The 19,299-nt window shown below is 46.0% G+C and carries 17 protein-coding genes and 2 tRNA genes; 11 read left to right on the top strand and 8 right to left on the bottom strand.

Annotated elements, in window-relative coordinates; all coding sequences use genetic code 11:
- Positions 1 to 53: 53 nt before the first annotated feature.
- The 3 genes from HL061_RS09215 to HL061_RS09205 all read right to left on the bottom strand — a co-directional run bounded on the left by HL061_RS09215 (position 54) and on the right by HL061_RS09205 (position 4,439).
- On the bottom strand, positions 54 to 1,808 hold the full coding sequence (locus HL061_RS09215) for a UDP-N-acetylmuramoyl-L-alanyl-D-glutamate--2,6-diaminopimelate ligase (RefSeq protein WP_252962755.1): 1,755 nt from the start codon (positions 1,806 to 1,808) through the stop codon (positions 54 to 56).
- 67 nt (positions 1,809 to 1,875) lie between these two features.
- Positions 1,876 to 3,960, bottom strand: a complete 2,085-nt coding sequence (locus tag HL061_RS09210; RefSeq protein WP_071002756.1) for a penicillin-binding protein 2 — start codon at positions 3,958 to 3,960, stop codon at positions 1,876 to 1,878.
- The gene (locus tag HL061_RS09205) at positions 3,957 to 4,439 is read right to left on the bottom strand and encodes a cell division protein FtsL (RefSeq protein ID WP_093070187.1); all 483 of its coding nucleotides are present in this window, start codon (positions 4,437 to 4,439) and stop codon (positions 3,957 to 3,959) included. Before HL061_RS09205 ends, HL061_RS09210 begins: the two co-directional genes overlap by 4 nt.
- A 14-nt stretch (positions 4,440 to 4,453) precedes the next feature.
- Here HL061_RS09205 and HL061_RS09200 point away from each other — a divergent pair, with 14 nt between their 5' ends.
- Positions 4,454 to 4,612, top strand: coding sequence for a hypothetical protein (locus HL061_RS09200; protein WP_167669394.1), 159 nt, complete (start codon positions 4,454 to 4,456; stop codon positions 4,610 to 4,612).
- A gap of 242 nt (positions 4,613 to 4,854) precedes the next feature.
- Here the strand turns inward: HL061_RS09200 and rsmH are convergent, their stop codons facing one another.
- Complete coding sequence (gene rsmH / locus HL061_RS09195) at positions 4,855 to 5,868, bottom strand: 16S rRNA (cytosine(1402)-N(4))-methyltransferase RsmH (protein WP_093070121.1); 1,014 nt, start codon at positions 5,866 to 5,868, stop codon at positions 4,855 to 4,857.
- A gap of 370 nt (positions 5,869 to 6,238) precedes the next feature.
- Between rsmH and gltX the strand changes: the two genes are divergently transcribed.
- From gltX to HL061_RS09155, 8 genes are all read left to right on the top strand, one after another.
- Positions 6,239 to 7,762 (top strand): glutamate--tRNA ligase, encoded by a 1,524-nt coding sequence (gene gltX / locus HL061_RS09190; RefSeq protein WP_252962779.1) that lies wholly within the window; start codon positions 6,239 to 6,241, stop codon positions 7,760 to 7,762.
- A 114-nt stretch (positions 7,763 to 7,876) separates the two neighbouring features.
- Positions 7,877 to 8,194, top strand: coding sequence for a hypothetical protein (locus HL061_RS09185; RefSeq protein ID WP_071002753.1), 318 nt, complete (start codon positions 7,877 to 7,879; stop codon positions 8,192 to 8,194).
- A gap of 109 nt (positions 8,195 to 8,303) precedes the next feature.
- Complete coding sequence (locus HL061_RS09180) at positions 8,304 to 8,669, top strand: hypothetical protein (RefSeq protein WP_252962754.1); 366 nt, start codon at positions 8,304 to 8,306, stop codon at positions 8,667 to 8,669.
- Positions 8,670 to 8,791: 122 nt separating this feature from the next.
- Positions 8,792 to 8,867, top strand: a tRNA-Ala gene (locus tag HL061_RS09175).
- Positions 8,868 to 9,027: 160 nt separating this feature from the next.
- Positions 9,028 to 9,103 (top strand) — tRNA-Glu (locus HL061_RS09170).
- A 268-nt stretch (positions 9,104 to 9,371) separates the two neighbouring features.
- Entirely contained in the window at positions 9,372 to 10,025 is a 654-nt protein-coding gene (locus tag HL061_RS09165) for a LysE family translocator (protein WP_071002751.1), read from the top strand.
- A gap of 155 nt (positions 10,026 to 10,180) precedes the next feature.
- The gene (locus HL061_RS09160) at positions 10,181 to 10,957 is read left to right on the top strand and encodes a nucleotidyltransferase domain-containing protein (protein WP_197496655.1); all 777 of its coding nucleotides are present in this window, start codon (positions 10,181 to 10,183) and stop codon (positions 10,955 to 10,957) included.
- Positions 10,958 to 11,035: 78 nt separating this feature from the next.
- Entirely contained in the window at positions 11,036 to 12,124 is a 1,089-nt protein-coding gene (locus HL061_RS09155) for a nucleotidyltransferase domain-containing protein (protein ID WP_071002750.1), read from the top strand.
- Between the two features lie 116 nt (positions 12,125 to 12,240).
- Here the strand turns inward: HL061_RS09155 and HL061_RS09150 are convergent, their stop codons facing one another.
- Both HL061_RS09150 and HL061_RS09145 read right to left on the bottom strand, forming a co-directional pair.
- Positions 12,241 to 15,081, bottom strand: a complete 2,841-nt coding sequence (locus HL061_RS09150; RefSeq protein ID WP_252962753.1) for an aconitate hydratase — start codon at positions 15,079 to 15,081, stop codon at positions 12,241 to 12,243.
- A gap of 351 nt (positions 15,082 to 15,432) precedes the next feature.
- On the bottom strand, positions 15,433 to 16,485 hold the full coding sequence (locus HL061_RS09145) for a DUF3025 domain-containing protein (RefSeq protein WP_252962752.1): 1,053 nt from the start codon (positions 16,483 to 16,485) through the stop codon (positions 15,433 to 15,435).
- 128 nt (positions 16,486 to 16,613) lie between these two features.
- Between HL061_RS09145 and HL061_RS09140 the strand changes: the two genes are divergently transcribed.
- Positions 16,614 to 17,330: a metal-dependent hydrolase gene (locus tag HL061_RS09140; RefSeq protein ID WP_071002748.1), complete on the top strand. Its 717-nt coding sequence runs from the start codon at positions 16,614 to 16,616 to the stop codon at positions 17,328 to 17,330.
- Between the two features lie 44 nt (positions 17,331 to 17,374).
- Positions 17,375 to 17,953 (top strand): YchJ family protein, encoded by a 579-nt coding sequence (locus HL061_RS09135; RefSeq protein ID WP_071002747.1) that lies wholly within the window; start codon positions 17,375 to 17,377, stop codon positions 17,951 to 17,953.
- A 24-nt stretch (positions 17,954 to 17,977) separates the two neighbouring features.
- Here the strand turns inward: HL061_RS09135 and HL061_RS09130 are convergent, their stop codons facing one another.
- On the bottom strand, positions 17,978 to 18,898 hold the full coding sequence (locus tag HL061_RS09130; RefSeq protein WP_071002746.1) for a class II glutamine amidotransferase: 921 nt from the start codon (positions 18,896 to 18,898) through the stop codon (positions 17,978 to 17,980).
- Positions 18,899 to 19,288, bottom strand: coding sequence for a hypothetical protein (locus HL061_RS09125; protein WP_240365614.1), 390 nt, complete (start codon positions 19,286 to 19,288; stop codon positions 18,899 to 18,901). It abuts the gene before it with no gap.
- Between the last annotated feature and the right edge of the window lie 11 nt (positions 19,289 to 19,299).

Here is a 19,299-nt window from a genome sequence, read left to right as displayed (position 1 = left end):
TTTTATATTTAATGTTTAATTTTTTGATAATAGGGGTATCGATAATCACTCGACTATATACGGCCCGCTTGCGCTAACGCCTGCTGCAAAATCACACTGTCATCAAAATCATAACGGACGTTATTAATCTCTTGATAGGTCTCATGGCCTTTACCGGCGATGACGACAATATCGTCTGGACCTGCCTGACTGACGGCATATTCAATGGCCTTTTGGCGAGCAGGTTCTATATGCGTACGTTGATATTGCTCAGCACTCATCCCAGCCTGCATATCCTGTAAGATGGCATTAGGGTCTTCGGTACGTGGATTGTCAGCGGTCAAGACAACTTGATCAGCACCTGTGAGGCCCGCTTGCGCCATCAGTGGGCGCTTACCTGCATCACGGTCACCGCCACAACCAAACACTGCCCATAGCTGGCCTTTACAGTGAGTTTTCAGGCTCGCCAGCACTTGACTTAAGGCATCTGGCGTATGCGCATAATCAACGATAAAACAGCCATCATTCGATGGCACGCGCTGCATACGCCCAACTGCACCTTGTAGCTGCGTGACCGCAGTCGCAATGCGTCCAATATCCACATTTGAATCAGTAGCAGACTTAGTAGCAGACTTAGTACCAGCAACAGTACCAGTCGCTACTGCTGCTGCGATAGCGGCAAGCAAATTAGCAACATTAAAGCGCCCTAATAGTGGACTGACAATCTCGATAATATCCGTTTTCTCATCACCAACTGTTTTATCATTAAAGTCAGTACGCAGACTTATCTTGACGCCCTGTAGACTTGGCTCGATATCAGCAGCGACAAAAGTAGCAGATGTTGCAGACTCTAGACTATACGTCCATACCGTCAAGTCACTAGCAGTGGCTGTATCCAACATAATATGAGCATGTTCATCATCGACGTTGATGATGGCATGGGTCAAATCTGGGAAGTGAGCTTTATCAAATAGTTTGGCTTTGGCAGACGCGTATTCTTCCATATCAGCATGATAGTCTAAGTGGTCACGACTCAGATTGGTATAAATCGCAATGCTAACTGGCACGCCTTGTAAACGCTGCTGATCCAGACCATGAGAGCTGGCCTCTAATGCCAATATTTCAGCATTCTCGGTACCCATTTGATACAAAAACTGCTGTACAGCCAAGGCGTCTCCAGTGGTATGGCTGGCTTGCACCAAAGCGCCAAGGCGACCATTACCTGCCGTACCCATCACTGCACTGCTCATGCCTGTTAATTGGGTCAGCTGTGCCACCAATTGACTGATGGTGGTTTTACCATTGGTGCCCGTGACAGCGACTACCTTTGGCAGGGTCACTGGCTGCTGATATTGCAAATATGCTTGGATTAAGCTGCCTAAGAAATCACGAATATTAGGGACGTATAAGATTGGGCACGGCAGCGCTGCTAATTGCTGCTGTGCGTTAGACTCACCATCCATCTTCAGAGGGGTATTTGCTTCGCTAATCAAGGCAGCAGGATCCATCTCTGAGAGGACAAAAGCAGCCTTCTCAGCGGCTTGTAGCAAATAATTTCGGCTCTTTTGGTGATTTGGATTGTGGCTTTTTAAAAGGATGAATACGTCATTATTGGATAGTTGACGGCTGTCTAGTTGGAACTGCTGAAAAGGAATATGAGCAATTGATTGAATCTGATCCGCCCCTGACTGACTCGACGCCTGTTGAACCGATGCTGCGATCATCGCGGTTAGCTGTTGCGCCAGCCTATTATCGCTAGTATCGATAAGCTGCTGTAGAGTGGCCGTCGTAACAGTGGCGCTATTTGGCGATAAGGTAGGCATGGTCATGAGCAAATCCTAAACAGTTAATACAAATCAGCCCTTAAAGAGCTGACTACTTAAAATCATTGAACGCCTACTGTGGTTCTGTTTTGAGCGGCTTATCTAAAGGCACATTATACAATCGTAACGCTTCTTTCATCACGTTGTGGAACACAGGTGCGACCGTTAGACCCGCATAAATCTGACCGCGCGGATCTTCAATAAGCATGACGCCCACAAGCTTTGGATTAGACGCTGGTGCCATACCAGCAAAGACATTGCGATACTGGTCAGAATAATAGCCACCCTCTGGGTTGATACGGCGCGAGGTACCCGTCTTGCCTGCCACACGGTATCCGTCAATGGCGGCGGCTCTAGCTGTTCCACCTGCCTCGGTCACGCTCTCAAGCATCTGTACAATAGACATCGCCTGCTCGCGCGCCATAATGCGTTTGCTTGGTTGCGGTTTGTCATCTTTGATCAAAGTCAACGGGTGCATCACTCCGCCTGCTGCGAGGGCTGAATAAGCCTGCGCTACCTGCGCTAGTGTCACTTGTAAACCATAACCATAGCTGACTGTCGCACGGCGTGACGTCTCTTTCTCTTTTGGCGTCACAATCAGACCACTGCCCTCACCTGGGAACTGTAAAGGCGTTTTTGAACCAAAGCCAAACTGTCGTTGCATATTAGTAATGGCATCAGGCGGTAGCGACAACGCAATCTTAGTTGAAGCCACGTTACTAGACTTCTGTAATAGCGTCGCCATGTTGATCATGCCCAAGTTATTATGATCGCGGATGGTATAGCCACGCACGCGAATTGAGCCAGGATTGGTGTCAATTAAAGTGGTCGGCGTATATTTGCCTGAATCTAAGGCTGCCGCAACGGTAAAGGGCTTCATCACTGAACCGGGTTCAAACACATCCAATAGCGCACGGTTACGCTGGTTTTCACCGGTCATCTCATTGAGATTGTTTGAGTTGAATGATGGCCATGTGGAGAGCGCCAGTACTTCACCAGTCTGTACATCGACGATCATACCCGTCGACCAGCGCGCTTTTTGCAGACGCCCTGCTTTTTCTAGCTCTTTGTAGAGCAAGTATTGCAACCGCGAATCAATCGTCAGTGCCACATCTTTGCCTGGTATCTCAGGTTCAAGTTGCTTGATCTCTTTTAAGCTGTTTTGTTTGGCATCTTTTAAAACAAGCACTTTGCCATCGTCGCCTGCTAAATCTTTTTCATACTGGCGCTCAATACCAGCACGTCCTTCGTAACCACCCTCAGGGTCGTTGGCGTTTTGCCCCATAAATCCTAACAGCTGCGCATTAGACTGCGGCTGCGGATAATAACGCTGAAAGAAGTTTTTCTCATGGACACCAGGGAAATCAAGCGAGCTAACACTTTGTGCAATCTCAGGTGTGACTTTATTGAGAAGGGGTAAATAATGCGAGCCTGCACCAGAGGGCAGCGCCGCTTTGACTGCTGCTTCATCGGTCACATCAATACTGTCATCGATTGCCGTGGCTTTTTTTAGCTCATCGACAGAGATGTTGGCAGCCGCAGCCAGCGTCGTCAGATCCATATTGTCCAAACGCTTTTGCATACGCGCCTGCAATTGTGGACTGTTAGGATTGGTCAAGATAATACGTTTGAGCTCGTAGTATTCGCTCGCGTAATCATGCGGGCTAAATGACACGGTCGCCAGCGGTGCGCTCACTGCAAGTGGTAAATCATTACGGTCAGTAATCATACCGCGATAGGATTTTTGCGTACGCTCACTGGTAATGAGCTCATTACCTTTGTCTTGATAAAACTGCGCGTTGGCCACCTGAATATAGTAGGCACGGCCAATCAATAGCACCAATATAACCAGCGCCAAACCCCAAACGGTACGAAAACGGTTTTTATCCTGCTCAAAGCCGCCACGAGACGAGGCGCCAGAGGCTTTACCCAAAAACCCTCTTTTGCTCTTTGGGTTTCTGGCACTAGCATGCGTCCCTTTCGTGTCACTCTTTTTGATACGATCAAATAATTTGGCTTTACGACTGCCTGCCGCTTTATCACTCGTTTGTCCAGATTTGGCAGCGCTCGCACGGCGTAATGGTTTGGTCACCTTGCCACTGGCTGGTTTTTTGCTGGTATTTTTTGCTGATGTGGATTTAGGTTTTTTGTCGCTCATTGTCCTGCCTCCGCTACCGGTTCTTCAGGGGAGATATCGGTAGAAGCTCGTGGTCCGACCACATCTAAATCTAACTCATCGTCGTCATCAGAGACTACTGGTGCCAAGGCGGTGGCGACACCAGGCTGAATAATCAGCTTATCCTTTAGTGTCGGTGAGTACATACCCAATTCCGCCACTGCACGACTGGCGATTTGCGGCGTGGCGCTAAAGGTTTGCTGCTCAATCAATAGACGCTGATGTTCTATTTGTAGCTTACGCTCTTGTTTTTTCATGTCTTGCAAGGTTTTATAATCCTGATGATATTGCTGAACGGCTTCGGCAGTCTTGATGCCGCTCCATACGATTGCAGCTGCCAAGAGCAGTAATACGACCACATAAATGCTCACCACATTGAACCGACGCACGAATAGCTCGCCGATATCGGTGTTATAGGGCGCGGCGGTGCGGCGGTTTGCAGGTTTGTCAGATATTGCCATGACGATCTCAAAAAGTGAACGTAAACGATAAAGTAGATAATGGTCTGCAAGCAATGAACGCATCATTGCTCAGCCATACCATTGATAAAAATAAAACCAAAGATGACCGTCTTATAGCGGCAACAGCCTGCCGCTATAGCGATATGTCATATCAAAACCTGCTGTCTTACTAAACCTGCTATCTTGCAAAGTCGAATAGGTCGAATAAATAATCACGTTATTTTAGAGTAAAGAATGACTGAGTCGCTTGATATCTCAGACACTCTCAACTAATAAATGACGGAAAATTATTTGCTGAGCCTAACAGACAATATTTACAGCTTTTTAACAGTGGCGTAGCGATTAAGACATTTATGCATCATTCAGACAAACAATAGCAATCATATGCGATTTACTCCGTGTTTTCATCCATGATTTATGGCGCGGCCGTCTGCTGATACTCTGTGTCGGTGCGAGTTGCCATACGCAACCATGCACTGCGCGCGCGCGGGTTTTGGCTCGTTTCAGCTTTGCTGGGGCCAACGCGTTTTGGCTTGCTAAAATAGCGCGGACGATTGGGCGGCATCGGTAGATTTTCATCTTCTGGATATTGCCCTTTGCTATGTCGCTGCAAAAACTGCTTAATACGGCGATCTTCTAATGAATGAAAACTAATGACCGCAAGCTGCCCGCCTGACTTTAAGATAGCAATACTTTGCGCTAAAAAGTCGTCAACATCGCCCAGCTCATTATTAATAAAAATACGCATGGCCTGAAAGCTTTGCGTGGCTGGGTGCTTGCCGCGTTGCCAATTGGGATGCGCCTCTTTGATTACCTCTGCCAGCTCAAGCGTAGACTCGTAGCTGTCCATTTGCTTGATAGCGCGAGCAATACGGCGACTATGACGCTCTTCACCAAATTCATAAAGCACATTGGCCAATGTCTCATCGTCAACCTGCTCAAGCCACTCGGCAACTGACTGGCCGCGACTGGTATCCATACGCATGTCCACTGCCCCATCGCGCATAAAGCTAAAACCGCGGCTACCATCATCAATTTGCGGTGATGAAATACCCAAATCCGCCATCAAGCCATCCACTTCACTAATGCCCATAGCAGCCAGACTATCTGTCAACGTTGCAAAGCTGTCATGAACCACATGCACACGGCTGTCTTTACTTGCCAATTCCTGCGCCACACTAATGGCTGTCGGATCTTTGTCAAAGACAATCAGTGTGGCGTCATCGGCAAGCTGACTTAATAGTAACCTGCTATGACCGCCACGACCAAAGGTCGCATCAACGTATATACCGCTTATATTTAAGCCATTTTGGTCGCCGTCTTTTTGCTTGGGTAGGGATTTTACCCCTAGCACGGCAGCGACGGTCTCCTCTAGCAGCACCGCATCGTGGACAAAATCCAGCTTATTAGACGGGGCAGAATCTTCCATTGACGATTGCAGGTTTTGAGCTGCATCATTTTCTATCGAAGAGGGGCTGATCGCAGGCTTAGGAGCAGCCGCGACTGAAGAATGGTTAGCGTTAGCATTTGACTTAGATTTAGATAGGGACACAAACAACTCAATAGATGACGACCATACTGGCCAGTAATTGGATGAAAATAAACAAGTTATGACTTGCCTAGCATTATTATCGCAAGGATACACGGGTAGTCAAGCACTAGAAGGGCTTTTCATTAAAAATATCACATGTCTCTGTTATACTAGCGCTATATTTTACGCTATTTCTTAACACCCTCTTCATATCTTTCATCGCTATTTATACTAATAGCCTATATTGATAGTAAACTTTGAGACTTTTATCATGCAAACCTCTACTGACAGCAAGCGCCCTGTACGCACGCGTATCGCCCCATCACCAACTGGCTTTCCACACGTAGGCACGGCCTATATTGCACTATTTAACTTGGCTTTTGCCAAAGCACATGGCGGCGAATTTATCTTACGTATCGAAGACACTGATCAGACGCGCTCGACTGAGCAATCAGAGCAAATGATTTTGGATGCCTTGCACTGGGTTGGCCTAGACTGGAGCGAGGGTCCAGATATTGGCGGCCCGCACGCCCCTTATCGTCAGAGCGAGCGTAGTGATATCTACAAAAAACACGCCGAGATACTCATAGAAAAAGACCATGCGTTCCGCTGTTTTTGTACCCCTGAAGAGCTCGATGCCATGCGCGCTGAGCAAATGGCCAATGGCGAGACGCCGCGTTATGACGGTCGCTGCGCACATCTTGCTCCAGAAAAAACCGAGCAACTAGTAAGCGAGGGCAAACCACACGTGATTCGTATGCGCGTGCCGACCGAAGGCACCTGTCAGGTACAAGACATGCTACGCGGTACGGTTGAGTTCCCTTGGACCCAAGTCGACATGCAAGTACTGCTAAAAACAGACGGTATGCCAACCTATCATCTCGCCAACGTCGTCGATGACCACTTGATGGAAATCACTCACGTCATGCGCGGTGAAGAGTGGCTGAACTCTGCGCCCAAGCATCAGCTGCTATATGACTACTTTGGCTGGGAAATGCCGACCCTCTGCCACATGCCGCTACTGCGCAACCCTGACAAATCAAAACTGTCTAAGCGCAAAAACCCAACCTCTATCACTTACTATCGTGATGCAGGCGTGCTGCCTGAAGCGTTACTCAACTATCTCGGTCGTATGGGTTACTCCATGCCCAATGATGCTGAGAAATTTACCTTAGATGAGATGATTGCAAGCTTTGATATTCAGCGTGTGTCGCTTGGTGGTCCGATTTTTGATATCGAAAAGCTCAACTGGGTCAATAGCGAGTGGCTACGCGCGCTCACCCCTGAAGAGCTAAAAAATAAAATCCTTGAATGGGCCAGCAACAGTGACAAGCTGACTGCTATCGCCGCGGCGATTCAGCCACGTATCGAGCTATTGTCTGATGCGGTTAATTGGGGTGGTTTCTACTTCCAAAACCTACCTGACATCAACGCTGAGAGCTTTACCCATAAGTCACTCTCGCCTGAGCAGATTATCGAAATGCTGCAATTAGCACTTTGGCAGCTTGAGACCCTACCAACGTGGTCAGAAGAAAACATCTATGCCACACTAAAAGGCCTTGCTGCTCACCTTGATATCAAGATGCGTGACTTTATGGCGCCGTTCTTTATCGCGATTGCTGGTAGCACTTCATCGACGCCAGTCATGAACTCTATGGCGATTATCGGTGCTGACATGACTCTGACTCGCTTGCGTCATGCAGTTGATGTATTAGGCGGCCTCGGTAAAAAGAAATTGAAAAAACTTGAGAAACAAGCGGCAGAATTGCCAGACTTTTTGGCTGTTGAGTAGTTAAAAACTTAAAATGGATCAAATTATGACGTGGGTTTGCAAAAGCTAATTTCACGTCATTTTCAAATTCAATCTGCTCTATAAAGCTTAGATAAAAACATAGGATAATATTATATGGAAGAAGGATATTATAGAGTTGATAAGTACATTGATACTTTTAAAGGTAAAAACTATGGTCTTATCCCAGTGAAAACTAGTGGTACACAGTTAAATAACAGGTTTAAAAATTCTGAAAAATGGGAGCTTATCAAAGAAAAAAGAAATATTGATGAGAGAAATGACAATCAATGTGACATTGATAGAGGCTCTAATTTAACTTATCAAAACATCGAAACAAAAAATATTGTTAAGGTTACTCAGGAACGTTCTAGAAGCGGTAAAACACTACATTGGTCATTTTGCTATTTTTTTGAAGGAAAAGCTGATTTCTAAAAGATGTAGAGCAAATAATTTGTAAGACATTATTAGCATAGTAAGGTGATGACTGCCCAGTCTTGTCTTAGCACTGATATTTACTTAAAATTATCGATTGGAAATGAACATGGCCGCCAAAACCGTCATAATAGAAAGCAAAGATTATGTGTTTAACACCCTAAAAGAAGCGCAAAAATACTACGATACCATCGTAAAAGAGCTTTTTGAGGCAAACCTTACCCTAACCACAGGTCAGGATTTTGAAGATTTAAAATGGATATACCGCACTTACTGCGGTTATACCAAGCATAATCTAGATAAATTAGGCAAATATGACATCATTGGGGTCAAAAGTATCAGAACAATCCGAGAAAAAGGCGGTCAATATGTGCCAACGGAATGCTGTGCGATTATTTTTTCTGATTGTAGCGAAGCAGAGTTTTATACCGATAAAGCCATCAAAGAGATCGCGCTTAAGCAAAATCCACGCTAATTTGGGTTTGTTTAGCCTTTAAAATAGGCTAAAACGCTTTTTTTTGCATATTTATGAATTATTTTTAAAATAGTGGTTGACAAGACTGCCGCTCTTACATAAAATACGCACACTCTTAGCGAGGGGCTATAGCTCAGTTGGTAGAGCACTTGCATGGCATGCAAGGGGTCAACGGTTCGACTCCGTTTAGCTCCACCATACTTTATTTATAGCAACGCTCAGTATTACTGAAACGTAATCGTAAATACTCGCTAGTAGGACGATATCAGCACCTAGGCAAGGCTTGCTCTATTATTAATAGATAAGCTATCTGATATTGTGAAGTACCGTTGTAACCACTGGTTATAACACTCTATGCGTCCCCATCGTCTAGAGGCCTAGGACACCGCCCTTTCACGGCGGTAACGGGGGTTCGAATCCCCCTGGGGACGCCACTATTCGGCGTCACTTATTAGCCCTTTTGCTTAGCATCAGATCAGACTAATAAGCGAACAATAAAAAAGCCCATTCATCATCCGGTGTCTGGGCTTTTTTACGTCTGTCATTTCTCTAATATATCTTAACGCAGTTCTTTTCATAGCTATCCGCGCTATTGCCAAGCTATTCAATGCTCGCTACTATCTACTCCATAAGTATTCTGTACAATATAAAAATGTCCTACGACGTATGAATTTTTGGTGCTATTAAAGGAAGGTATTGGCTATGTTTGGTATTGAAAACTACCTAGGGTTTGTCCTAGCGGCTATTTTATTGAACCTCACGCCCGGCACTGATAGCATGTATATCATCACTCGTAGTGTCTCGCAAGGGCAAGCCGCAGGAATATATTCTGTATTGGGCATTACCTCGGGCACTTTGGTACATACACTATTGGCAGCACTAGGATTGTCAGTCCTACTCGCCAACTCCCCTACCACCTTTATGCTTGTTAAATATATCGGTGCGGCTTACTTGTGTTATCTAGGCTTTAAAATGCTAACGAGCAAAAACTCGAACTCAATCGCAAACAGTTTGTCTAAAGCTCAGAATGTGACTAACCAAAAGGCCTTAGACGGGTGGAAAATCTATCAGCAAGGCATGTTGACCAATGTGTTTAATCCAAAGGTTGCCTTGTTTTTTATTGCGTTCTTTCCGCAGTTTATCGACCCTAGTTATGCTTATGGCATGCTGTCATTTTTGATGTTGGGACTGACTTTTGCTACCACTGGCTTTATATGGTGCTTATGTTTGGCGCTATTGGCGGCGCGATTTAGTACACGCTTGCGGGAAAACCCCTCTATTGAAACAATGTTAAATAGAGTCAGCGGTATGGTGTTTATTGGGCTGGGGATTAAGTTATTGACTGAGAAGGGTTGAGTAATTTTTGAGTTGGGGTATGTTGGAAATTAGTCCATAGCAATAATAATTTACTATCTCATCCTAATATATCAAGATTGCTATTTCATCATTACCGCACATCTCCTTTATGCTGTTGTATACTCATTAACAAACAACCGCCGATGATATCTTCTATGCAAAACAACGATACCGATCAAATTATTCAAGCCATACAGCAGGTTTGTCAGATGCGGCAGATTACTTGTCTGCACGCTATTGAAAGTGGCAGCCGTGCATGGGGCTTCGCCTCACCTGATAGCGACTATGATGTCCGTCTGCTGTATTGCCAACCGTCTGACTGGTACTTGAGTTTGTTTGAGGGTAAAGACACGTTTGAGTTTATCCAAAACGATCTGCTCTCAGTACCATTTGACATTGGTGGCTGGGACATCAAAAAAGCTCTACAGCTACTCTATAAATCCAATGCAGTGGTATTTGAATGGCTACACTCACCTATTGTTTATGAGCAGCAGACCGACCTAATGGCACACTTGCAAGCATTGAGCATAGACTATTTTCAACCTATCACCGTGTTTCACCATTACCTCGGTATGGCAAAAAATGCCAGTCGTGATCTCGACCTTAATGCACCTGTGCGCCTCAAAAAAGTGTTTTACTTACTGCGCGCACTGCTTGCGGCAAAGTGGATATTAACAATGCATACGCCGCCGCCAGTCATCATGAAGCAGATGCTTGAGCTGTTTGAGCAAAAAGTGCAAACTGAGATACTAACCTTGATTGATATCAAGCGCACGCAAGATGAAAGTTACATACACCAGCTTTCACCAATAATGATCAACGCGATTGCATCACTACGCGCCAGCATCGACAACCCCACTTTTGCACCCACCACGGCTTCCGATATTGCCCCCTTAAATGCGTTTTATCGTAGCGTTGTACGCTCGATATAACAGTATATGGCTAATATTTAGGTTAAATGGCAACCAATATAGATGACACATTCAATATCAAAAAAAGAGAAGCCCGTTATGCCAGCAGCCCCTTTAACCATAGAGCGCCTCAAAGCTGAAGGGCTGATTCTCTTAGAGTGCGTCTCAGGTAGTCGCGCTTATGGCCTCGCGACCGCCGATTCAGACACTGACATCAAAGGCGTGTTTTATCTGCCAAAGTCTTATTACTTTGCTCGCCACGGCGACTATATCGCGCAAGTCAGTAATCGTAGCAATGATATCGTCTACTATGAGCTTGGACGCTATATTGAGCTGTTGCTGCAAAACAATCCCAATATGATGGAATTGCTTGCCACACCAGCCGAGCACATCCTATATCAACATCCGCTCATGGCACATTTTTCTGCTGATTGGTTCATTAGCAAATTGTGTCAAAAAACCTTCGCAGGCTTTGCGAGTAGTCAAATCAAAAAAGCACGCGGATTAAACAAAAAGATCGTCAATCCGATGGACCGTGAAAAAAAATCCATTTTAGAATTTTGCAGCGTATTTATAGATGGGCGTAGTATGCCGCTGAACGAGTGGTTACAGAAAACCGCAATCGATCAGCGAAGTATTGGACTGGCAGCGATGGCAAAAGCGACGCACATGTATGCCATGTATATTGATAAAACTGAGACACTTAGATTTTCGGGCTTGTATCAGCATGCAGATGCCACTCAGCTGCGCCTAAGTGCCATTCCAAAAGGTATGACGCCTATCGCTTATCTGTCGTTTAATGAGCAAGGCTATAGTAAATACTGCCGAGACTATAAAGAATACTGGCAGTGGGTTGCTAACCGCAATGAAACGCGCTATCAATCTACCATTGCTCACGCCAAAGAATATGATGCTAAAAATATGATGCATACCATTCGTCTACTTGAGATGGCATACGATATTGCCACGACTGGCAAAGTCATCGTCGAGCGTCCTAATCGTGATGCGTTGCTGAGCATCAAAGCAGGTCAAAGTGAGTACAACGAACTATTGGAACAGGCTGATCATCTAAGCATCCAGATTGCCACCGCTTTTGAGCGCAGTCAGTTGCCTGATGTACCCAATGAGCAAGCAGCATTGTCAGCTTTAGTCATGGTCAGAGATCGGTTGTATGCAAGTACAGATTGAACCTATTCAGCGATATATGATGCTGATATGAAAATCGTAGCGGACAAAAAAATGCTCAACCAATCGGCTGAGCATTTTTTATGATACTTACATTCCATATTGAGTATAACTAGCGATTAGCCTGCTTCTTTGCTCTCGCTTGCCAATTGACGCAGTACATAGTGCAACACGCCACCATGACGCACGTATTCGCGCTCTTTTGGTGTCTGTAGGCCGACATTGACCTCAAAGGTTTCGGTCGAGCCATCGGCGCGGGTGGCAGTGACTTGAGCGGTTTTGCTCTCGCCATTGTTTAGGCCAGTGATGCTCAGTACTTCAGAGCCATCGAGCTTGTAGGTTTGAGCGTCTTCGCCATCTTTGAAAGTCAATGGCAGCACACCCATACCAACTAGGTTTGAACGGTGAATACGCTCAAATGAAGTGGTGAGTACCGCTTTGACACCAAGCAGAATGGTACCCTTCGCTGCCCAGTCACGACTAGAGCCTGAGCCATACTCCGCCCCGCCGAGGACGACGAGCGGACGCTTGTCTTCTTTATACTTCATCGCTGCATCATAGATAGCCATTTCTTCGCCATCTTGTAGCGTCGACTTATCATCTTTGAAGTAATAGGTATAACCGCCTTCTTTGCCGCCCATCATTTGGTTTTTGATACGGATATTGGCAAAGGTACCACGAGTCATGACTGCATCATTACCACGGCGTGAGCCATAACTGTTGAAGTCCGCTTCCATGACGCCGCGCTCTTGCAGGTACTTACCTGCTGGTGAATTTGGATCAATATTGCCCGCAGGTGAGATATGGTCGGTGGTGATTGAGTCACCAAACAGACCTAAGATACGCGCACCTTCGATATCAGGGATACCCTCTGGCTCCATGGTCATACCATCGAAGAACGGTGGATTTTTGATGTACGTTGAGCCTTCATCCCATGGATATAGCTGGCTATCGGCTGAGCTAATCGCGTTCCACTCTTTACTACCGTCGAACACTTCACCATAGTTTTTACGGAACATATCAGCATCGATATTATTGGCAATCAGCTCGTTGATCTCATCTGACGTTGGCCAAATGTCTTTTAGATAGACATCATTGCCGTCTTGGTCTTGACCGAGTGGGTGGGTAGTCAAGTCAATATCGACTGTACCTGCTAAGGCATAAGCGACAACCAATGGCGGCGATGCTAGGTAGCTGGCCTTGACGTGTGAGTGAATACGACCTTCAAAGTTACGGTTACCTGACAAGACCGCGGCAGCGACTAAATCGTTCTCTTCGATGCCTTTTTCGATCACATCAGGAAGCGGACCTGAATTACCAATACACGTGGTACAACCGTAACCGACCAAATAAAAACCTGTTTTTTCGAGCTCATCCATCAGTTTGGTTTTTTCAAGATAATCGGTGACTACTTTTGACCCAGGTGCCAATGAGGTCTTAACCCAAGGCTTGGCTTTGAGGCCTTTGGCAGCGGCCTTTTTGGCGACCAATCCAGCACCAATCATGACGGCTGGGTTCGAGGTGTTGGTACAAGAGGTAATAGCGGCAATCACGACTGAACCATCGCGCAATTTGTGCTCTTTTTCGTCAATATTAACGCTTGAGAACACGTTATTGGCTGGCTGGTAGCCTTTGCTATCGTCAGTTTCGGTGTCAACGTCGATCTTTGGTTCAGCTGCCAAGTGTTCCGCTTGCTCTTGCTCGCCGCCTTCTTGGTCAAAGCGTACTTTGCCTTCGACTTCTGACTTGCGGTCTTTGGTCATTTTTTCTAGCGTTTCGCCAAACTTCTCATGCATATCAGACAGGTTGATACGCTGCTGCGGCAAGTTCGGCCCTGCTAATGCTGGTTGTACTGACGATAGATCGAGCTCTAGCTTGCTCGAGTAAGTCGCCGCTGGCGTATCGGCATCATGCCATAAGCCTTGCGCCTTGGCATATTTTTCGACCAGCTCAATTTGCGCTTCGTCACGGCCTGATAGACGCAGATAGTCAATCGCCATTTGGTCAATCGGGAAGATACCACAAGTCGCGCCATATTCTGGCGACATATTGGCAATCGTCGCCCGATCCGCTAATGGCATTTGATGCAAGCCTTCACCGTAGAATTCGACAAACTTACCGACCACGCCATGTGCTCGTAGCATCTCGACCACACGCAAGACGAGATCCGTTGCGGTGACGCCTTCACTGAGTTTGCCTGTCAGCTCAAAGCCAACCACTTGCGGGATGAGCATCGAAGACGGCTGACCGAGCATCGCCGCTTCAGCTTCGATACCGCCAACGCCCCAACCAAGCACACCGATACCATTAATCATCGTCGTGTGACTGTCGGTACCAAATACCGTGTCAGGATAGGCGGTCAGCTCGCCATCGACATCCGCTGCCATGACTACGCGCGCAAGATACTCAAGGTTGACTTGGTGCACGATACCCGTCGCGGGCGGGACAACGACAAAGTTCTCAAAGGCATTACGGCCCCAATGTAAGAACTCATAACGCTCATTATTACGCTTAAACTCAATCTTTTCGTTGAGATCCAGCGCATCCTCACGGCCATAAGCATCCACTTGTACCGAGTGGTCAACGACCAGCTCACTAGGAATAAATGGGTTGATTTGCTCAGCACGACCGCCAAGCTCCACTACCGCATCACGCATCGCTGCCAGATCGACGACTGATGGCACGCCGGTGAAATCTTGCAGCACTACCCGTGCTGGCATGAAGGCAATCTCTTTGGACGCCTCAGCGCCAGCGTCCCAGTTGGCCACTGCTTCGATGTGGTTTTTGCCGACAGACTGACCATCATCTTCGTTACGCAATAGGTTCTCTAGTACAACTTTCATACAGTATGGTAGCGTATTGATATTGTCGTAAGTCTCGGCAAGTTTGGGCAAGCTATAATAGGCATGCTCCTTGCCATCGACCGAAATGGTGTCTTTTACATTAAAAATATCACTCATGGTAGCTTCCTTATCGTTGTTATAAATCCTAAACATAAATGGCCAGTTACAATTTAGCATTTATGTGGATATTGGTGGCTCAATAAATGGTGGTTTATTAAAGAAACACTGTGTCAAAGTAGGCACTAAAAACATTCATTATTACAAAACCATGTAAGACAAAATCCTAAGATATATGTTTCATCAACCCAAGCTGTAAAAGTGCTTGTAAGACCTGACATCAGCTTGTTTTTACCATAACAAATATATAGTACTTTGTTAACGTCTGGACGTAGTCAAATCGTGGCACAATCGTAACTGTAACAATGTGTTAGCGCTTTATTAATGAGAGGCTAGCCAAATCCATTTTTATTATTTTTTACGGCGACCACTACGAAACACAAATGCATCATCATAAAAATGAGAATCTTCATTCTCGGCCCAAAAATGCGGCACACCTAAAATGGGCAATGGCGATAAATGACACGGTGTGACTGTGTCCTTTGATAATAATTCATTCATATAATCAGCCAATTTATTATCCAAAAAGGCGATGCGCTGCTGCGTTGACAAGGCAAAGAAATCTTGGCCGACGCTGATGACCACACTATGCGCGCACAAGGGCTTACGCGGCGTTATCAATTGCTCAAGGAGAGCATGACCAAAAATATAAACCACCGCTTGCGCGTTTGGACTAGGACTTGTAGGGTCATCCCACTGCGTGCGCGGCTGCACCAAACTGCCCTGCCAGTCAAAGCCAATCAACGCCTCGCCAATACTAGGATTGGCGGTAACCAATACCGCGCCGTTTTCATCAAACACAGTGATGGTATCGCGCACCCGCCCTCGACTGGCACCGACCCCTTGCTGCTCAATCTCAAGCATATGATAGTGGTTTAGCAGGGCTTTGGTCTTAGGAAAAGTCAGCCAAATACTGCCGTTAAATAAGTCGTGTAAGTTATCACGCGTCGGGATATTGCCCGTACTGCCGATAAAACTTTCGTAAGCCTCGCCATCGGGCAATGCATTTTGAGAGACAAACTGTAGCGTTTGAGGCGTTTGGTTATGGGTAGGTTTGGTCTGCGGTAATGGCTGCTCTAAATGATTGGCCTGCTGCTGCATCGCCGTTTTTAAGACGTTGGCAATCGTGTCAGGCGTGCTGATGTTACAAGCATTGATACCATGCGTATCTAGACTTTCTGCATTATCCAAACTACTCGATTCACTTAAGTTATTCATCTGCTGACTTGGTCTACTAAGGTGCTCAATAGTGGTGCTCAAGTAATGTCGTTGAGTAATGTGCAACAGCCACGGCGCTTGCCAATCAATCTCAGCAAAGCTGTTATCAAGTGTGCCCTCTATTTTAGAAGGCGGCTCAATACAGGCGTTAGAATCAGGTTTGGTAGGTAAATCACTGGCAGGCATAGGCGCTATCTCTTAAAGGCTATCTCTGTTAGATGTCTGGCTACTCTATGGTATCATGGTGCGCTTTTTTACGGCTAGACGGGCAGCTCGAAACGTTGTGTTCGCGCGCTCTTTATTGATGAGTTTTTATGGCAAATTTTAATACCCACTTAAATGTCGCTTTTATGGTCAGCGGCACCCTGAGTTTGACGGTTTATAAAGCTGGATTGATTGATGATTCAGGGTTTTTAGTATGCGTGGCGCTTGGTACCATCGGTGGATTGCTACCAGATTTGGATTCAGATAATTCAACACCGATTAAGCTGGGTTTTAATATTACCTCGTTTGTCTTTGCCTTTGGCTTGGTCATGCATTGGCGTAGTGATTTGAGCTTGCTCGCATTGATCGCATTATGGCTGGCGGGTTATGGTTTTATGCGTTATGTGATCTTTCATATTTTTACCACCATGACCGTACATCGCGGCGTTATCCACTCTGTGCCTTATATGGCGATACTTGGACTGGGGTTAACCTGTCTAAGCTATTATGGTCTGCATCTACCGCTGACAACCAGTTGGTTTTATGGTCTGTTTTTATTTGGTGGCGCGATGGTGCATTTATCATTGGACGAATTGTATAGCGTCAATTTGTCCAATATGAAAATGAAGCGCTCGTCGGGTACGGCGATGAAGTTTTATCAGCATAAAGACAAATGGTGGTATTTGCTGCTATACGTTATTTTGGCGTTATTGTTATATATCGCGCCGCCGTTTGACACCTTTTGGCAACAGGTCAGTGATCCTGCAGCTTGGGCAAAGCTTAAGCTCGGTCTATGGCCAGAATTGATAAAAGGCTGGCGAAGTTAAGGCCGCCTCTACCAGCAAAAAATGATAAATAATGAGAGTACACTATGTCGACTTCTGCCGCCCTCCAAACCTGCCCTTGCCAAATCAACCCCGCGTCAGAAACCACCACCGCGCCCCTACTTTATAAAGACTGCTGTCAGCCTTATCATGACAGCCTGTTAAATAAAGAAGCGGATAAAACTGACGGCGTACAGGCAGAAACGGCGGAGCGGCTGATGTGCACGCGTTATAGCGCTTTTGTGCTTATCAAGCCAGAATACATCGTCAAAACCACACTACCCGCGCAGCAAAGCTTACTTGATGTGACAGCAATTGAGGAATGGGCCACCAAGACCGATTGGGCAGGATTAGAGATTGTAGAACACAAGCCAAAGCTTGGTAAAAGACATGCACAGGTTGAGTTTAAGGCTTATTTTAATACCAAAGATAATACAAATGATTTAGCAGGAAAAATACAAGCGCACCACGAGTTGTCTGCTTTCGTAAAGGTTACAAACAAAACTAATCAAGATGCACGCTGGTACTTTATCGACCCGACCGTGCGCATGAACGTGAGCCAAAAACAGCCGTGTATTTGTGGCTCAGGGGAGAAGTTTAAGCGGTGTTGTGGGGTTTATATTTAAACAACGTTAGATATCCATTGACCGCTAAACACTCGCCCCAACTTCCCTTGCAATCGCAATCCCTTCCTCAACGGTCAAAAACTTGCGCTGACTTGGGCTGTCTTTATAAATGACGTCACCATCTTGAAAGATTAAGCATTCATTGACGGCGAGCTGCTGCCACTTCTCATTTTCAGTCAATGGCACGGTCACCAAAATCGTCACCTTATCGGTATCGGTGGTGACATCGCTAAAATTAATCGCCATATCATCGTCCGCCAGTTTGGCTTCACCAAATGGCGCTTTGCGCGTGAGATAAAACAGTAAGCTACCTGCATACGCCAGTTGCCACCTGCCATTGGATATTAAGCAATTAAATAACCCATTGGCCGATAGATAGCGACATTGCGTGGTCAAAAAATTAAACAGTGTCTTGTCATCAGGACGGGTTTTAAAGCTGCTCTTTAAACGATTGACCAAATAGCAGAATGCCATCTCAGAATCAGTACTGCCTACTGGTTGACAATGCGCGGCATTGCCGTTGTCTTGCAAGCGCTGACAGCGTTTGATAAATTCGCTATTCATCTGTCCATTGTGCGCAAATACCCACTGTTCGCCCCAGACTTCACGGACGAATGGATGGGTGTTTGCCAAGCAGTTCTGCCCTTGCGTCGCTTTACGAATATGCGCAATAACGTTCATGGCTTTGATTGGATAGTTGTTAACCAAATCAGCGACTGGCGATAGATGGCTTGGACGATTATCATGAAACAAACGCAGACCCGTTGAGTCATTTGCCGTCTCATCATTGGTTTTGTCATTATTGCTGCATTCGCTGCGCTCAAAAAACGCAATACCAAAGCCATCTTCATGACTGTCCGTCATACCGCCGCGCTTGCGAAACCCTGCAAAGCTAAAACCAATATCTGTTGGGGTATTACAGTTCATTCCTAAGAGTTGACACATTTATAAAGTACCGCCGTTATTGTCATCTATTATTGAGTTACCTTGAGTAGCATTGCCTTGAGTAGCATTGCCTTGAGTAGCATTGCCTTGAGTAGCATTGCCTTGAGTAGCATTGCTTTGATTGGCAGATAGCGCATCAAAGTCAGCATCACTCATCTCATCAAGCAAAGCGGCACCATCAGTTGGGATGGTATCCAAAATGCGCTGAGCTTCTGCCAAGACGGTGTCTTCTACCCAGAGAACGATACCCGAGTTCATACCAGGGATTGCGCTGAGCGGCTGCAAGGACACGGTTATGCCGTTATTACGTAATAGATTGGCATGCAGCTCGCCTTGTATATTGGTATCAAAGCGCGCCAGTTTGTGCCAGTTGTCAACGTGATCGGTCATGGGATCGCCTT

Source organism: Psychrobacter sp. PSP, from assembly GCF_024085615.1.
Taxonomy (GTDB): domain Bacteria; phylum Pseudomonadota; class Gammaproteobacteria; order Pseudomonadales; family Moraxellaceae; genus Psychrobacter; species Psychrobacter pacificensis.
Note: the sequence above shows the minus strand (reverse complement) of the source record. Positions and strands in the feature narration are given on the sequence as shown.

Excerpts from the sequence above, each read along its gene's own strand:
- HL061_RS09185 (WP_071002753.1), top strand. The coding sequence starts at position 7,877 with ATGGAAGAAGGATATTATAGAGTTGATAAGTACATTGATACTTTTAAA.
- HL061_RS09125 (WP_240365614.1), bottom strand. The coding sequence starts at position 19,288 with ATGACCGATCACGTTGACAACTGGCACAAACTGGCGCGCTTTGATACC.
- HL061_RS09130 (WP_071002746.1), bottom strand. The coding sequence starts at position 18,898 with ATGTGTCAACTCTTAGGAATGAACTGTAATACCCCAACAGATATTGGT.
- HL061_RS09150 (WP_252962753.1), bottom strand. The coding sequence starts at position 15,081 with ATGAGTGATATTTTTAATGTAAAAGACACCATTTCGGTCGATGGCAAG.
- HL061_RS09180 (WP_252962754.1), top strand. The coding sequence starts at position 8,304 with ATGGCCGCCAAAACCGTCATAATAGAAAGCAAAGATTATGTGTTTAAC.
- HL061_RS09160 (WP_197496655.1), top strand. The coding sequence starts at position 10,181 with ATGCAAAACAACGATACCGATCAAATTATTCAAGCCATACAGCAGGTT.
- HL061_RS09135 (WP_071002747.1), top strand. The coding sequence starts at position 17,375 with ATGTCGACTTCTGCCGCCCTCCAAACCTGCCCTTGCCAAATCAACCCC.
- HL061_RS09210 (WP_071002756.1), bottom strand. The coding sequence starts at position 3,960 with ATGAGCGACAAAAAACCTAAATCCACATCAGCAAAAAATACCAGCAAA.
- HL061_RS09145 (WP_252962752.1), bottom strand. The coding sequence starts at position 16,485 with ATGCCTGCCAGTGATTTACCTACCAAACCTGATTCTAACGCCTGTATT.
- HL061_RS09165 (WP_071002751.1), top strand. The coding sequence starts at position 9,372 with ATGTTTGGTATTGAAAACTACCTAGGGTTTGTCCTAGCGGCTATTTTA.
- HL061_RS09140 (WP_071002748.1), top strand. The coding sequence starts at position 16,614 with ATGGCAAATTTTAATACCCACTTAAATGTCGCTTTTATGGTCAGCGGC.
- rsmH (WP_093070121.1), bottom strand. The coding sequence starts at position 5,868 with ATGGAAGATTCTGCCCCGTCTAATAAGCTGGATTTTGTCCACGATGCG.
- HL061_RS09155 (WP_071002750.1), top strand. The coding sequence starts at position 11,036 with ATGCCAGCAGCCCCTTTAACCATAGAGCGCCTCAAAGCTGAAGGGCTG.
- HL061_RS09205 (WP_093070187.1), bottom strand. The coding sequence starts at position 4,439 with ATGGCAATATCTGACAAACCTGCAAACCGCCGCACCGCCGCGCCCTAT.
- HL061_RS09215 (WP_252962755.1), bottom strand. The coding sequence starts at position 1,808 with ATGACCATGCCTACCTTATCGCCAAATAGCGCCACTGTTACGACGGCC.